The sequence below is a fragment of the Micromonospora rubida genome (genome assembly GCF_009908295.1).
GTDB lineage: Bacteria > Actinomycetota > Actinomycetes > Mycobacteriales > Micromonosporaceae > Micromonospora > Micromonospora rubida.
This window is the reverse complement of record NZ_JAAALO010000003.1, coordinates 400256-414626: the sequence shown is the minus strand read 5'-3', so window position 1 is coordinate 414626 and position 14371 is coordinate 400256. Positions and strand designations below refer to the sequence as shown.

Genomic DNA, 14371 nt, shown 5'->3' with positions numbered 1-14371 from the left:
GCCGGGTCCGGGCCTCCGTCGAAGGGGAGACGATGAGCAACCAGCCCGGCAGCTCCACCGCCGCGGAGCCGGACCAGCCGGTGCGGGACGCCCCGGCCGGGGCCGACGAGCCAGGCGGCGACGGGAGACCGGCGGCGCCCGTGGAGCTGGCGCCGGCCGCCGGGGGTACGCCTCCGACCCGCGCCCCGGGGGCGGTCGTGCTGGCGCTGCTGGCCGTGGGCTGGCTGGCGGCGATGCTCTGGTCCACCCGGGCGGCGATCACCTCCGCCGAGGCGGGGGTCACCGCGATCAGCCTCTCCGCGTTCGCGCTGCCCGGGGTCATCTCGGCCGCCCTGGTGACCGGCGCGGCGATCGCCCTGGCGGCGACCAACCTGCTGGCCCGGCGGGGCACCGAGCGGGTCACCCTGCGCTTCGCCGTCGCGGTCGGCACCGGCGTGCTGGTCGGGCTCGCGGCGGCGGTGGTGATCAACCTGACCTACTTCGACAACGCGACCACCAACGTCATCGCCGGCACCACCGCCGCGGCGGCGATCATCGGCGGCGCCGTGGCCGGCGCCGGCAACGCCCGGGCGGCCGGCGCGATCGTCGCCGCCACGCTCGGCGCGCTGGTCTTCGTGGTGGCGTTCAGCCAGGCCCGGGACCCGCTGTTCGACCTCTTCGGCGCGGGCGACACCCAGGAGTCGATGGTCGGTGCCGCGAAGTGGGTGTCCCGGTCGGAGTCCCTGCTCGCCGGCCTGCTGGCGGGGCTGCTCGCCTTCGGGTACCTCACCTGGGCCAGGCGGCGTGCCGAGCGGCACGACCCGGCCTCACCCGCCCCCCGCTGGCCCGGCTACCTGCTGGCCGGGGCCGGCCCCGGCCTGCTCCTGCTGCTCGCCGAGATCATCATCCGGGTCGGCGGGCGCTCGCTGCTCGACCTGGCCGGCGCGCTGAGCGAGGCGGACGCGGTCGCCCAGACCTCGCTGGGCACCTCCCGGATCGACAACGGGATCTGGGTGCTCTTCGTCGGCGCGCTCACCGCACTGATCGCCTTCGGCCGCACGCTCGGCCCCGCGCCGGACGACGACGACGCCACCGAGGAGACGGCCGACGACGGTGCGGCGGCGGGGGCGGCGGCCGACCGCTGACGGTCGACCCGTCACCCCGGGAGCGGCCCGGCGAGACGGAGGGCGTGGGGGCGTGGGGCCCGGTGTCAGGACGCGGCGCGCAGCAGCTGCTCCAGCTCGCTGACGTCGTACCACTCCAGCTCGCGGTCCTCGGCGCCGTCGACGGTGAACTGGGCGTCCGGGTCGCCAGCCAGCGCCTCGGCGGCCACTGAAACGGCGGCGGCCACGTCGTCACGCGCGTCGTCGCCGTCGACGTGCAGCGCGGCCACCGCCGTCGCCGGCACCGGTCGGACCAGGCGAACCGCGCTGGAGCCGAGCACGTCGTCGGTGCGCCGCAGCGCCGAGGCGGGAACGTCGACGGAGACCACCGCGCGCCGACGGGGCGCGGCCGGATCGTCCCGGAGCAGGAGCAGCGCGTCCTGGGCGGCCCGGATGAACGCGACGTACTCCAGTTCCTCCTCGTCGCCCTCGGCGTACCACTCGCGCAGGTCGGGCGTCACCGCGTGGGCGTCGGTCTCGGGCAGCCCCTGCTCGGGGAGGCGGGCCAGCATCGGCACGATCGCCGGCACGTACACCCGGACAAGCTCCTCGGTCACCGGTCGTCTCCCCCGCTCCGCCTGCCGGCCGGCGTGCGCCGGCCCGGGCGCCGATCATGCCGTACGCCTTGACCGTCATACACCCCGCACCCGCCGCACGGAAGGTTGCCGCGCGGGCGGCGGGTCGGCGACCCTGTCGGCAGCGAATGGCAAACTGAGGCAAACGACGTCAACCCCGGGAGTTCCCATGGAGCCGAGGTTCCTGCTGCTCTCCGACGTGGCCGCCGAGCTCAACGTGTCGGACTCGCAGGTCTACCACATGGTGCGCAGCGGTGAGCTGCCTGGGATCAAGGTCGGCGGACGGGGGCAGTGGCGGGTCGAGCGCGCCCGCCTGGAGGAGTACATCCAGCACAAGTACGCCGAGACCGCCGAGTGGGTCCGGGACAACCCGCTGAACGACCGCGACGCCGAGTAGCGGCCACCGCACCGGGTGCCATTGACCCCGGGCACCACCCTGCCCGAGAATCGACCCTGTCGGAGGCAAACGAAGGCAAACGCAAACATCGGGGGTTTCGATGATTGAGTCCCGTCGTCCCGGACCCGTCCGTCCTCCGATCCGGGTGCGGCCGGCGCCCCCGCTCGACCCGCCGTTCACCGAGGAGCCGGCCGAGGGCTGGCCCCGCCCGGTCGCCGCCCAACTGGCCCTCGATCTGTTCGAGGCGCACCGCCGCGCCCCGGCCCGCCCCGGCGGGCGCCCGCACGACCCCCGCCCCGCCCCTGGCGGCCCCGGGCGGGCCACTCCACAGGTCCCACCGACCGCCGCGCTGGTGACGGCCACGCCGGAGGCCACCCGGGCCGCCCAGCGCTTCGTCACCACCTGCCTGGAGATCCTCAACGGATACCGGCCGCTCGGGCAGATCCGCCCGATGAGCAACCCGGCCTGCTCGGCGGACGTGATGCACGAGTTGACCAGGGCGGCGGCGCGCATCGGCCCGGTCCGCCGCCGCTCCACCCGCCCGACCGTGCGGCTGCGCCGACTGCGGGTCTGCGAACCCCGCCCGGCGGCCGTGGAGGCCGCCGCCGTCCTGGGCAGCGCCGCCGGACACACCTGGGCGATGGCGCTGCGCCTGGAACATCGACGCGGTCGCTGGCTCTGCACCGTGCTCCAGCTCGTCTGACCGCCCCGACGGCCGCGCCCTCGCTCCGAGGGCCATGCCGGAAGGCGGTCCCCGCAGCGGGCCGGCAGCCAGGCCGGGCACGGGGCCGGAGCCGGGGCGGCCTGCCGGACAGCAAGGGGCCCCGGCGGTCGCCGGGGCCGCTTGCTGGTGTTCTCTGGTGGGTGGGACGGGTGCCGTTGTCGGCGACGCCGGACGGGTCAGTTTCCGCCGTTGGCGGCGCCGTGGCAGCGCTTGTACTTGCGGCCGGAACCGCACGGGCACGGCGCGTTGCGCGACGGGCCGCCGGCCTCGCCCCGGGCCGGAACCGTCTCCCGGGCGGAGTTGGCCGCCACGGCCTGCCCGCTCCCGCCGAAGGCGGCCGGACGGCGCTGAGCCTCGGAGGCCGGCGGGGCCGCCGGCCGGGCCGGCCGCTCGGAGCGGGCCGCGCGCACCGGCGGGGCCTGCTCCTCGGGCCGCTCCACGGCGACCGCCCCGGCGCCGGCCTCACCGTCGATGGTCGGCGCGGAGTACTGCAGGCCCTGCTGCTGGGGGGCGCGACCCAGGCCCTTGGCCCGGATCTCCACCGGCTTCTCCAGCAGCTGCACCTCCTCGGCCTCAGCCTCGGGCTCGGCCTCCTGGACCTGGACCTCCAGGTTGTAGAGGAAGCCGACCGTCTCCTCCTTGATGCCGTCCATCATGGTGGCGAACATGTCGAAGCCCTCGCGCTGGTACTCCACCACCGGGTCGCGCTGGGCGTACGCCCGCAGGCTGATGCCCTCCTGGAGGTAGTCCATCTCGTAGAGGTGCTCGCGCCACTTGCGGTCGATGACCTGAAGCAGCACCATCCGCTCCAGCTCGCGGGTGCCCTCCTCGCCGAGCTGCTCCTCGCGCCGGTCGTAGGCGGCGTTCGCGTCCTCCTTGAGCCGGGCGACCAGGAAGTCCTGGTCGAAGCCGGCCCGGGAGCCGATCTCCTCCTCCAGCTCGGCCAGGGTGACGCCCACCGGGTAGAGCTGCTTGAGGCTGGACCAGAGCTGCTCAAGGTCCCAGTCCTCGGCGTAGCCGTCGCTGGTGGCGCCGACCACGTACGCGCCGATCACGTCGTCGATCATGTTGCGGACCTGGTCGGAGAGGTCCTCGCCGTTGAGCACCCGCAGGCGCTCGGCGTAGATGACCTGACGCTGCCTGTTGAGCACCTCGTCGTACTTCAGGACGTTCTTGCGGATCTCGGCGTTCTGGCCCTCGATCTGGGCCTGGGCGCTCTTGATCTGACGGGTGACCATCTTCGACTCGATGGGCACGTCCTCGGGAATGTTGAAGCGGTCCATCACCGCCTCGACCGCGCCGGCCCGGAACCGCTTCATCAGCTCGTCCTGCAGGGACAGGTAGAAGCGGGACTCGCCCGGGTCACCCTGCCGGCCGGCCCGACCGCGCAGCTGGTTGTCGATCCGCCGGGACTCGTGCCGCTCGGTCCCCAGCACGTAGAGCCCGCCGACGCCCGCGACCTCCTCCGCCTCGGCCTCGCAGGCCTGCTTCCACTTGGGCAGGACCTCCTCCATGGCCTTGGCGTACTCCTCCTCGTTCTCCGCCGGGTCGAGGCCGCGCTGGCGCAGCTCGTTGGCGGCGAGGAACTCGGCGTTGCCGCCGAGCAGGATGTCGGTGCCCCGGCCGGCCATGTTGGTCGCCACGGTGACCGCGCCCTTGCGCCCGGCCTGGGCGACGATCTCCGCCTCCTTGGCGTGGAACTTGGCGTTCAGCACGGAGTGCGGGATGCCCCGGCGGCGCAGCAGCTGGGAGATGATCTCGGAGTTCTCCACCGAGACGGTGCCGACCAGCACCGGCTGACCGGCCTGGTGCCGCTCGGCGATGTCCTCGACGACCGCGTTGAACTTGGCCTTCTCGGTCTTGTAGATGACGTCGGCCCGGTCCATCCGGACCATCGGCCGGTGGGTCGGGATGGTCACCACGCCGACCTTGTAGACCTTGTTGAACTCGCCCGCCTCGGTCTGGGCCGTACCGGTCATGCCGGAGAGCTTCTCGTAGAGGCGGAAGTAGTTCTGGAGGGTGATGGTGGCCAGGGTCTGGTTCTCCTGCTTGACCTCCACCCCTTCCTTGGCCTCGATCGCCTGGTGCATGCCCTCGTTGTAGCGGCGCCCGTGCAGGATGCGACCGGTGAACTCGTCGACGATCAGGACCTCGCCGTCGCTGACGATGTAGTCCTTGTCGCGCTTGTACAGCTCCTTGGCCTTGATCGCGTTGTTCAGGTAGCCGACGAGGGGGGTGTTCACCGACTCGTAGAGGTTGTCGATGCCGAGCCGGTCCTCCACCTTGGCCACGCCGCGCTCGGTCACCGCGATGGTGCGCTTGGCGTAGTCGACCTCGTAGTCGCCCTCGCCGTCCTTGCCGGGCTGGAGCCGGGCCACCACGCCGGAGAACTCGCCGTACCAGCGGGCCGAGTGCTCGGCCGGGCCGGAGATGATCAGCGGCGTCCGGGCTTCGTCGATCAGGATCGAGTCGACCTCGTCGACCACCGCGAAGTTGTGGCCGCGCTGGACAAGCTCGTCCTTCGACCAGGCCATGTTGTCGCGCAGGTAGTCGAAGCCGAACTCGTTGTTGGTGCCGTAGGTGATGTCGCACTCGTACGCGGCGCGGTGCTCGCTGGCCGGCCGGTTGGGCAGCACCACGCCGACGGTGAGGCCGAGGAACCTGTGCACCTGCCCCATCCAGGCGGCGTCACGCGGGGCCAGGTAGTCGTTGACCGTGATCACGTGCACGCCCTTGCCGGACAGCGCGTTGAGATACACCGCCATGACCGAGGTCAGGGTCTTGCCCTCACCGGTCTTCATCTCGGCGATGTTGCCGAAGTGCAGCGCCGCCCCACCCATCACCTGGACGTCGTACGGCCGCTGGCCGAGCACCCGGGCCGACGCCTCGCGCACCGTGGCGAAGGCCTCCGGCAGCAGGTCGTCGAGGGTCTCACCGTCGGCCAGCCGCTCCCGGTACTGGTCAGTGAGGCCACGCAACTCGTCGTCGGTGAGGTTGACGTAGTCGTCCTCGATCGAGTTGACGGCGGCGGCGATGGCCTTCAGCCGGCGCACCATGCGGCCCTCGCCAGCGCGGAGGACCTTTTCCAGAATCGACACGGATCAACGCTCCCCTAGACAGTCTCGACCCATCGTAGGCGCTCCGTCGGCCCGATGGTCACTGGTGGCGGCGGTCCGATCTGCCGAAACCGACATAACACTCGGACAACGAGCCGGCGGCTGGATATCCGGTTACGCCCAGCGCGAACGATCCGGCACGATGGCTCGGGTGGAACCCGTGGAACTCACCGAGGACGGTCTGCGGCTGCGGCCCTGGCAGGCGACCGACGCTGACGCCGTGCACCGCGCCTGCCAGGATCCGGACATCCAGCGCTGGACCACCGTACCTCGCCCGTACCTGCCCGAACATGCCCGGGATTTCGTCACCGAACTCGGCGCGGCGGCCTGGCGCGACGGCACCGGCACCCCGTTCGCCGTCTGCGACGCCGCCACCGGGGAACTGCTGGCCTCCTGCGGCCTGGTGGCGCTGGACAAGGCGGCCGGCACCGGTGAGATCGGCTACTGGGTGGCCCCCTGGGCCCGGGGCCGGGGCGTCGCCGCCCGGGCCACCCGGGCCGTCGCCCGGTGGGCGTTCGACGCGCTCGGGCTGCGCCGGCTGATCTGGCAGGCCGAGATCGGCAACCACGCCTCCCGGCTGGCCGCGTTGCGCGCCGGGTTCCGGGTCGAGGGCGAGCTGCGGCTGGCCCACCCGGCGCCCGACGGCCGGCGGGAGGCCTGGATCGGCTCCCTGCTCCCCGGCGAACTGCCCGCGCCGGGCGACCCCGGGCCTGCCGGACCGGAAACCCTGGACGCCCGCCGGGCCGCCGTCTTCGGCCGGGCGCAGCCCACCCTGTTCGCCACCGTCGGGGCCGGGGAGCTGCGGCTGCGGCCGATCGAGGAGCGCGACCTGGACGCGATCACCGAGACCTGCCGCGACCCGCACACGATCGAGTGGACCACGGTGCCGGCCCCGTACGAGCGGACGCACGCCGAGGGGTTCAAGCGGGACATCGCCGAGGCGACGTGGGCGCGCGGCACGGGGGCGTTCTTCACCGTCGCCGACGGCGACGACCGGTACCTCGCCTCGATCGACCTGCGGATCTCCCCCGCCGACCCGGTGCAGGGCATGGTCGGCTTCATGACCGCGCCACGCGCCCGGGGCCGGGGGTACACGCCGGCCGCGACCGCCGCCCTGGCCGCCTGGGGCTTCACCACCCTCGGCCTGGCCCGGGTCGAGTGGCGGGCGCTGGTCGGCAACACCGCCTCCCGCCGGGCGGCGGAGAAGGCCGGCTTCGTCATGGAGGGCGTGGCCCGGGCGGCGCTGCCCACCCGCGACGGCACCCGCGGCGACCTCTGGGTCGCCGCCCTGCTCCCCGGGGACCTGGCATGAGGGCGTTGCCCGGCACCGTCGAGGCCGAGGGAGTCCGGCTGCGGCCGTTCCACGTCGACGACATCGCGGACACCACGTCGGCGTGCTCCGACCCGATCACCCAGCGGTTCCTGCCCGGCCTGCCGGCCCCGTACACCGAGGCCGACGCCCAGTGGTGGATCACCGAGGGCGCCCCGGCGGCCCGGGCCGCCGGCGGGGCCGCGTACGCGGTCGCGGATCCGGCGACCGACCGGCTGCTCGGCAGCATCGGCCTGAGCAACCCGGTTCCGGTGCGGGGCCAGGCGGAGATCGGCTACTGGGTCGCGCCGTGGGCGCGCGGGCGCGGGGTGGCCACGGCCGCGACCCGGGCGCTGGCCGCGGCGGCGTTCGCGCACGGCGCGGCCCGGCTGGAGTTGTCAACCCACCCGGTGAACGCGGCCAGCCAGCGGGTCGCGCTCGCCGCCGGCTTCCGGCACGAGGGGGTACGCCGCGCGGCGACCCAGGCCCGCGACGGCGGCCGGCACGACCTCGTCTGCTGGGTGCGGCTGGCCGACGACCCGCCCGGCCCCGTGACCCGGACCCTGCCCGACCTGCCCGGCGGCCGGCTCACCGACGGCGTGGTGGCCCTACGCCCGGTCGGGGCGGACGACGCGGCGGGGATGTACCGGCTGCACAGCCGGCCCGAGGTGATCGCCAACCGGGTCCCGCCGGAGCCGCCGTCGCTCGCCGACATCGAGCGGCGCTGCCGCCTCGCGGAGAGCCGCTGGTTGGCCGGGTTCGCCGCCGACCTGGCCATCCTGGATGCCGCGACGGGCGAACTGGTCGGCGGCTGCATGCTGCACCACGACGAGCCGGCGACCGGGCAGGCGATGATCGGCTACAGCATGCTGCCCGCCGGGCGGGGCCGGGGCCTGGCCACCCGGGCGGCCCGCCTCGTCGCCGGTTGGGCGTTCGACGAGGTCGGGATCGCGCGGATCTGGGCGGGCACCCGCCCCGAGAACGTGGCCTCGCAGCGGGTGCTGGAGAAGGCCGGCTTCTCCCGCGAGGGCCTGCTGCGCGGCCGGCTGCCCGGCCCGGACGGCACCCGCGTCGACTCTCTCATCTACGGCCTGCTCGCCACCGACGTTCCCCGCTGACCCGTGCGGGCCAGCGGGGAACGGCCGGCCGGGGTCAGGCGTCGAGGGAGATGATTCCGTAGTCGTAGGCGTGCCTGCGGTAGACGACGCTGGGGCGGCCGGACTCCTTGTCGTGGAACAGGTAGAAGTCGTGCCCGACCAGCTCCATCTGGAACAGCGCGTCGTCGACGGTCATCGGCTCGGCGGGGTGCACCTTCGCCCGGGCGATGTGCCAGGGCTGGTCGTCGTGCTCCTCCTCGACCCGTTCCGCCACGGCGGTGGCCGTTCGCGAGCCGTCGAGGGCCTCGACGGGAGACCCGAGATCCGCCACCGGCAGGTCGGCGGTGGCCGCCGCGACCGAGATCGGTGCGTGCCGGCCCCGGTGGACCCGGCGACGGTCCGCTGCCCGGCGCAGCCGGTTGTCCAGCTTCGCGATCGCGGCGTCGAGCGCGCTGTAGAAATCGTCGGTGCAGGCCTCGGCCCGAATCACCGGACCACGGGAAACGCACGTTATCTCGACCCGTTGGCAATGGTCGGACTGGCGTGGATTGCGCTCGTGGAACAACTCGACGTCAACACGAATAAGTTTATGATCGTAACGTTCGATCTTCGCGAGCTTCTCGGCTACGTGCACCCGGTAATGATCCGGAACCTCGACGTTGCGGCCCTTGACCACGATGTCCACGTGACCTCCCTTGTTCGGACGGCCTTCGATTCGGAAATCCCGGCCGGCTCGCCCTCTGGAAAGCCCGTGCGGCGTCGGCCGGGTCAGTGCGGCTCCGCCTCCTTTCACCGCCGGGGGCGGGTGGGGAATACCTTCCTACCCCCGACACGAAAACGCTAACCCCTGTTCGTCCGCCAGTCACCCCCCGACGCGGAAAGGCTCAGAACTTTCACAGGATGGACACGGTCGGGTGAAACACAAAACACGAACCGTCATCGACCGTGCCGTTTCTCCGTTGCGGCGAGCACTGCGGCGACCTGCGGTGACAGGCCGATCGCGCTGAGCGCCCGGCCGGCGGCGGCCAGGGTGACCCCGGTGGTGACGATGTCGTCGAGCAGCACGACCACCGGCATCGGCGTGCCGGCGCGGGGCCTGGGCACGGCCGCCCCGGAACGGGGGCGGAACGCCGACTCCACCGCCCGGGCGCGGCCGGCGCGGTCCAGGGTGGTCGAGTCCGGCCGGGGCAGCGCCCGCAGCGGCCGGGACACCCGCACCGGCCACCCGGCCCGGCGCAGCCGGACCGCCGCGTGCCGCGCCAGCAGGCCCAGGTGGTCGCCGTACCGGGCGCGGGCCGCCGCCGCCGTGTCCGGCACCGGGGCCAACAGCACCGGCCGCGTCCCGCCCACCGCGTCGGCCACCACCTCCGCGAGCAACCCGCCCAGCGGCCGGGCCAGCCCGTGCCGACCCCGCTCCTTGTACGCCAGCAGCGCCTCCCGCAGCGGCCCGGCGTACGGGCCGAGGGCGACGCACGGCGGCAGGCCGGCCGGGGCGGGGGTGGGACGTACGGGGCGGGGGACCAGCGCCTCCAGCACCGCCACGCACTGGGGGCAGAACCCGCGCCGGACGGTCGCCGTGCGGTCCCGGCAGCCGGCGCACTCCACCGGCAGCACCAGGTCGGTGAGGTCCGCCCAGAGCCCGCCGACGACGCCGCGCACTGCGCCCGCTCAGTAGAGGAAGAACGGGGCGGTCGGGTTGCCGGCCCGTACCCCGGCCGGCGGGGGGGTCACCTCCAGCACCTGGTCCCGCTTGATGGTGTCGAACGGGTTGTTCCGGTACGCCACCCCGTTCGCCTCGTACATCAGGTTCCCGCTGGAGAACGGCGCCACCGGGTTGAGCGGGTACGTCGACAGGTGGGTCACCCGGGCACCGACGTCGTTGCGCAGCGCCGTCTCCAGGGCCCCGTCCACGCTGATCTGGTAGACCGCCGGCCGCCCCACCGACCCGGCCAGGTCCAGGCTGTTCTCCGTCGCCCAGTCGACCGCGGAGAGGTCGGTCAGCGAGGTGACCAGCCGGCGGGCCGGGCCCACGGAGACCACACCGCCGTTCAGGTTGACCGCCGCGACGTACAGGCCGCCTCCGACGATCGCCGCGATCCGGTGCCCGTCCAGCGAGGCGGCCACCGCCGTCACCTCGCCCTCGACGGTCAGCGGCAGCTCCCGGAGCTGGGCGTTCCCGTCGAACCGGTAGAGCAGGCCGTCTGCCACCACCAGCCCCTGCGGGCGTTCCGGGTCGGGCGAGCGCAGCCAGACCGGCCGACCCATCGAGGCGTACGACCGGGGGTTGCGCTGGAAGACGCTGACCGGCTCCGCCCCGGCGCCGACCGTGAGCCGCTGCCGCTGGTCCGGCCCGGCGGTCACCAGGGCGGCCAGCACCGCGTCGCCGGAGCGGCTGAACCCGGCCGACACGACACCCTTGTTGTACGCCGCCACGACCGGCACCCGGCCGCTCGCCTCGCCGGCGAAGGCGAGCGGGTGGACCGCCCCGTCGTAGACGCAGAACCGCTGCGGGTCGCCGGTGACCGGGTACGCCGGATTCGCCCGGCGGTGCGCGGCGAGGTCGGGCACCTTCTTCCGGGACTGGTTGTGGATCTTCAGCTCCAGTCGGCCGTCCAGTTCCGGCAGCGACCAGGCGAGCTGGTCGACGAACTGCTCGACCCGCTTGTCGTCCGCGTCGACGGGCATGTCGAGGTTGACCTCCCACTGCCCGTCCGACTCGGTCGCGTTGTTGATCAGCCGGGTGCCGTCCGGCAGCCGGCGCGTCCCCGACCCCAGCCACTCCGACGGCCCGGCCGTCAGCCACTTCACCACCTCGGTGACCCGCCGCTCGTCGGGCACGGCCAGGGGCAGGTAGCGCTGGTCGGGCACCAGCCGGGTGCGGTCGGTGTTCCAGAAGTAGACGGTGTGGGGCTGGTAGTACTGCCGCAGCGCGTCGTCGCTGAGCAGCAGCACGTTCGGCGGCGGGTCCTTGACGTACCAGCCGGCGTCTGGCTTGTCCTCCCGGGCGGCGCTCAGCTTGAACCGGTACTCGGTGTCGGTGGCCACCGGCGGCACCAGCGTGCCGTCGGCGCGCAACAGGCCGACCTGCTGCACCCGGAGGGTGACCTTGATGCCGTCCGTGGTCTCGGTGATCACCGGCGTCTCGCGCAGTCGCACCACGGTGAGAGCCACCTCGCTGGGCTGCTTCTCCTGGATCCGGCCGCGCCCGTCCGGGGCGACGAACTGCTTGACCCGGTAGTAGGCCCGGTCCGCCTCACCGGCGGCGGCGGAGAGAAAGTTCGTGACGAAGGCCTTGCGGTCGGTGCCGCTGGCGGCGGGGCCCGGTGGCTCGTCCCGGCGGTAGCTCGACGAGCCGGACCTGGCGGCGGTCACCTGCCCGTCGACCCTGACCTCGGACTCCTTGGGGATGCCGCAGCCGGTGATCCCGGTGAGCAGGAGCAGCCCGGCGAGGGGCGCGGCGAGCCTGCGACGCGGCGTCACGACCCCACCTCCGCGCGGTCGCCGTTGGCCGGGGCGGGCCCGATGGCCAGCGCGCCCCCGGTGCCGGAGCCGATGGCGAGCAGCCCGCCGTCCCGGGGGCCACCGAACGGCAGCGCCGCGTCGCCGGGGACCAGCCGCAGCGGGGACGTGGTCAGCCGGTCGCCGGCCCGGGCCGGCAGGGTGAGCCGGAACTGGGCGCCCTGGCCCGGCGCGCCCCACGCCTCCAGCCAGCCGCCGTGCAGCCGGGCGTCCTCCAGGCTGATGGACAGGCCGAGACCGGTGCCCCCGGTCTGCCGGGCCCGGGACGGGTCGGCCCGCCAGAACCGGTTGAAGACCAGCTTCTCCTCGCCCGGCTTGAGCCCCACCCCGTGGTCCCGGACGGTGATCGCGACCGCCGTCTGGTCGTGCCCGAGGGTGATCAGGACCGGCTTGGCCTCGCCGTGCTCGACGGCGTTGCCGACCAGGTTGCGCAGCACCCGCTCGACCCGGCGCGGGTCCACCTCGGCGATCACCGGGGCGTCGGGCACGTCCAGCTCGATGGCCACCCCGACCCGCTCGGCCAGCCCGGCCAGCCGGTCGGCGACCCGGTGCACCACCGGCACCAGGTCGGTCGGCTCGGCGTCCAGCATGGCGAACCCGGCGTCGAAGCGGCTGATCTCCAGCAGGTCGGTGAGCAGCTCCTCGAACCGGTCCAGCTCGGCCTGGAGCAGCTCGGCACTGCGGGCCACCGCCGGGTCGAACTCGTCCCGCTCGGCGAAGATCAGGTCGGCGGCCATCCGGACCGTGGTCAGCGGGGTACGCAGCTCGTGGGAGACGTCGGAGGTGAAGCGGCGCTGCAACCGGGACATCTCCTCCAGCCGGAGGATCTGCCGTTGCAGGTTGGTGGCCATCTGGTTGAACGACGCGGCCAGCAGCGCCAGGTCGTCCTCCCCGTTGACCGCCATCCGCTGGTCGAGCAGGCCGGCGGAGAGCCGCTGGGCCGTCCGGGCGGCCACCCGCACCGGCGTCACCACCAGCCGGGTGACCAGGGCGGCCAGCAGGCCGAGCAGGAGCACCAGCGCCGCCCCGGTAGCCACCACGGTGGCCCGGGCGTCCGCCGCCGTGGCGTCCTGGCGGGTCAGTGGCACCAGGTAGTACAGCTCCACCTGGCCGAAGCTGGTCGGCACCGGCGAGCCGTACACCAGGTACTTCGTGGGGTCGGCGGCCAGTCGGCCGGTGCGGATCTGGCTGGCGATGTTGCCCCCGGCGACCGCGGCCCGCAGCTCGCGGCTGATCAGCGGGCCGACCTCCACGTCCGGGGAGAAGCGCGGCTCGATGATGCCGGTGTAGTCGTCGGCGATGATCCCGACCACCACCCCGCTGGTCTGCTGCGGGTCCCCGCCGGCCAGGTAGTTGACCGTGCCGTCGATGGTGTCCTGGAGCTGGGCCTCCTGCGCCTGGCTGTAGAGGCTGAGCTGCTTCGCCGCGTAGTCGCTGCCGCTGCTGAGCCGGAGCCGGACGTCGGTCTCGGCGTTCTCCATCAGGATGTTGGTGATCTTGTCGGCGATCAGGTACGCGAACCCGCCGACGAGCAGGCTGGAGGTGACCAGCGTGATGGTCACCACCCGGACCTGCAACGAGCGGCGCCAGGTCTGGTGCAGGCCGGCGACCAGCCGGGCCACCCTCCCGGCCAGCACACGCCACAGCTCCCGCACGGCGGGTGACCGGCGGGTGACCGTGGATGAGGGACCGGACGTCGGGGAGGTGGTCACAGTACGGCCCAGGCTATCCGGTGCCGGCCTTGTAGCCCACGCCCCGGACGGTGAGGATGATTTCCGGTCGCTCCGGGTCCGGCTCGATCTTGGCCCGCAGCCGCTGCACGTGCACGTTGACCAGCCGGGTGTCGGCGGCGTGCCGGTATCCCCAGACCTGTTCCAGCAGCACCTCCCGGGTGAACACCTGACGGGGCTTGCGGGCGAGCGCGACCAACAGGTCGAACTCCAGCGGCGTCAGCTTCACCTCCTCGCCGTTGCGGCTGACGGTGTGCGCCGGAACGTCGATGCTGATCTGGTTGCCGGGCGGCCCGATGGTCAGCATCTCCGGCGCCACGTCCTCGCCCCGGCGCAGCCGGGCCCGCATCCGGGCCACCAACTCCTTGGGCTTGAACGGCTTGACCACGTAGTCGTCGGCGCCGGACTCCAGCCCGAGCACCACGTCGACGGTGTCGCTCTTCGCCGTGAGCATCACGATCGGCACGCCGGACTCGCCGCGAATCGCCCGGGCCACGTCGATGCCACTCATTCCGGGCAGCATCAGGTCGAGCAGGACGATGTCGGGCCGGTTTTCCCGGAACGCGGCCAGCGCCCGTTCCCCGTCGGCGACGAACGAGGGCAGAAAGCCCTCGCTGCGCAGGACGATGCCGAGCATCTCGGCGAGCGCGGGGTCGTCGTCGACCACCAGTACCCGGGCTCTCATGGGATTTATACTTCCATCCCCGTTCGTCTCGGTGGGACCGGCGTCACCCTGACGGCGTCGGCGGTTCGCCTGGATCG

General features: G+C 73.4%; 11 protein-coding genes and 2 pseudogenes. 5 read left to right on the top strand and 8 right to left on the bottom strand.

Annotated features, from left to right (window positions below; translation table 11 throughout):
- Positions 1-32 precede the first annotated feature (32 nt).
- Positions 33-1124 carry a hypothetical protein gene (locus tag GVV04_RS11470; protein WP_161687376.1) on the top strand — a complete coding sequence of 364 codons (1092 nt, stop codon included), beginning with the start codon at positions 33-35 and terminating at the stop codon, positions 1122-1124.
- A 65-nt stretch (positions 1125-1189) separates the two neighbouring features.
- On the opposite strand, the gene GVV04_RS11465 is transcribed toward GVV04_RS11470, so the two are convergent.
- Positions 1190-1699, bottom strand: coding sequence for a DUF6912 family protein (locus GVV04_RS11465; protein WP_161687374.1), 510 nt, complete (start codon positions 1697-1699; stop codon positions 1190-1192).
- Positions 1700-1886: 187 nt separating this feature from the next.
- Between GVV04_RS11465 and GVV04_RS11460 the strand changes: the two genes are divergently transcribed.
- Together GVV04_RS11460 and GVV04_RS11455 are read left to right on the top strand one after the other, a co-directional pair.
- Complete coding sequence (locus GVV04_RS11460) at positions 1887-2114, top strand: helix-turn-helix transcriptional regulator (protein WP_161687372.1); 228 nt, start codon at positions 1887-1889, stop codon at positions 2112-2114.
- A gap of 100 nt (positions 2115-2214) precedes the next feature.
- Positions 2215-2817: an Rv3235 family protein gene (locus GVV04_RS11455; protein WP_161687370.1), complete on the top strand. Its 603-nt coding sequence runs from the start codon at positions 2215-2217 to the stop codon at positions 2815-2817.
- A 197-nt stretch (positions 2818-3014) separates the two neighbouring features.
- Here the strand turns inward: GVV04_RS11455 and GVV04_RS34950 are convergent.
- Together GVV04_RS34950 and secA are read right to left on the bottom strand one after the other, a co-directional pair.
- Positions 3015-3191 (bottom strand): annotated as a pseudogene (locus tag GVV04_RS34950) (SEC-C metal-binding domain-containing protein); the annotation flags it as partial.
- A gap of 68 nt (positions 3192-3259) precedes the next feature.
- A pseudogene (secA, locus tag GVV04_RS11450) lies at positions 3260-5936 on the bottom strand (preprotein translocase subunit SecA); the annotation flags it as partial.
- A 160-nt stretch (positions 5937-6096) separates the two neighbouring features.
- Between secA and GVV04_RS11445 the strand changes: the two are divergent.
- Positions 6097-7266, top strand: coding sequence for a GNAT family N-acetyltransferase (locus GVV04_RS11445; protein WP_201753298.1), 1170 nt, complete (start codon positions 6097-6099; stop codon positions 7264-7266).
- The gene (locus GVV04_RS11440; protein WP_161687365.1) at positions 7263-8381 is read left to right on the top strand and encodes a GNAT family N-acetyltransferase; all 1119 of its coding nucleotides are present in this window, start codon (positions 7263-7265) and stop codon (positions 8379-8381) included. Before GVV04_RS11445 ends, GVV04_RS11440 begins: the two co-directional genes overlap by 4 nt.
- A 34-nt stretch (positions 8382-8415) precedes the next feature.
- Here GVV04_RS11440 and hpf read toward each other — a convergent pair whose 3' ends face one another.
- From hpf to mtrA, 5 genes are all read right to left on the bottom strand, one after another.
- Positions 8416-9045: a ribosome hibernation-promoting factor, HPF/YfiA family gene (hpf, locus tag GVV04_RS11435; protein WP_161687363.1), complete on the bottom strand. Its 630-nt coding sequence runs from the start codon at positions 9043-9045 to the stop codon at positions 8416-8418.
- 251 nt (positions 9046-9296) lie between these two features.
- On the bottom strand, positions 9297-9974 hold the full coding sequence (locus GVV04_RS11430) for a ComF family protein (RefSeq protein ID WP_161688361.1): 678 nt from the start codon (positions 9972-9974) through the stop codon (positions 9297-9299).
- A 54-nt stretch (positions 9975-10028) separates the two neighbouring features.
- The gene (locus GVV04_RS11425; protein ID WP_161687362.1) at positions 10029-11840 is read right to left on the bottom strand and encodes an LpqB family beta-propeller domain-containing protein; all 1812 of its coding nucleotides are present in this window, start codon (positions 11838-11840) and stop codon (positions 10029-10031) included.
- Entirely contained in the window at positions 11837-13534 is a 1698-nt protein-coding gene (mtrB, locus tag GVV04_RS11420) for an MtrAB system histidine kinase MtrB (RefSeq protein WP_161688359.1), read from the bottom strand. Before mtrB ends, GVV04_RS11425 begins: the two co-directional genes overlap by 4 nt.
- Positions 13535-13604: 70 nt before the next feature.
- Positions 13605-14294 carry an MtrAB system response regulator MtrA gene (gene mtrA, locus GVV04_RS11415; RefSeq protein ID WP_117665835.1) on the bottom strand — a complete coding sequence of 230 codons (690 nt, stop codon included), beginning with the start codon at positions 14292-14294 and terminating at the stop codon, positions 13605-13607.
- Between the last annotated feature and the right edge of the window lie 77 nt (positions 14295-14371).

Coding starts and splice junctions, on each gene's coding strand:
- GVV04_RS11455 (WP_161687370.1), top strand. CDS start 2,215: ATGATTGAGTCCCGTCGTCCCGGACCCGTCCGTCCTCCGATCCGGGTG.
- GVV04_RS11470 (WP_161687376.1), top strand. CDS start 33: ATGAGCAACCAGCCCGGCAGCTCCACCGCCGCGGAGCCGGACCAGCCG.
- mtrA (WP_117665835.1), bottom strand. CDS start 14,294: ATGAGAGCCCGGGTACTGGTGGTCGACGACGACCCCGCGCTCGCCGAG.
- GVV04_RS11445 (WP_201753298.1), top strand. CDS start 6,097: ATGGCTCGGGTGGAACCCGTGGAACTCACCGAGGACGGTCTGCGGCTG.
- GVV04_RS11440 (WP_161687365.1), top strand. CDS start 7,263: ATGAGGGCGTTGCCCGGCACCGTCGAGGCCGAGGGAGTCCGGCTGCGG.
- GVV04_RS11460 (WP_161687372.1), top strand. CDS start 1,887: ATGGAGCCGAGGTTCCTGCTGCTCTCCGACGTGGCCGCCGAGCTCAAC.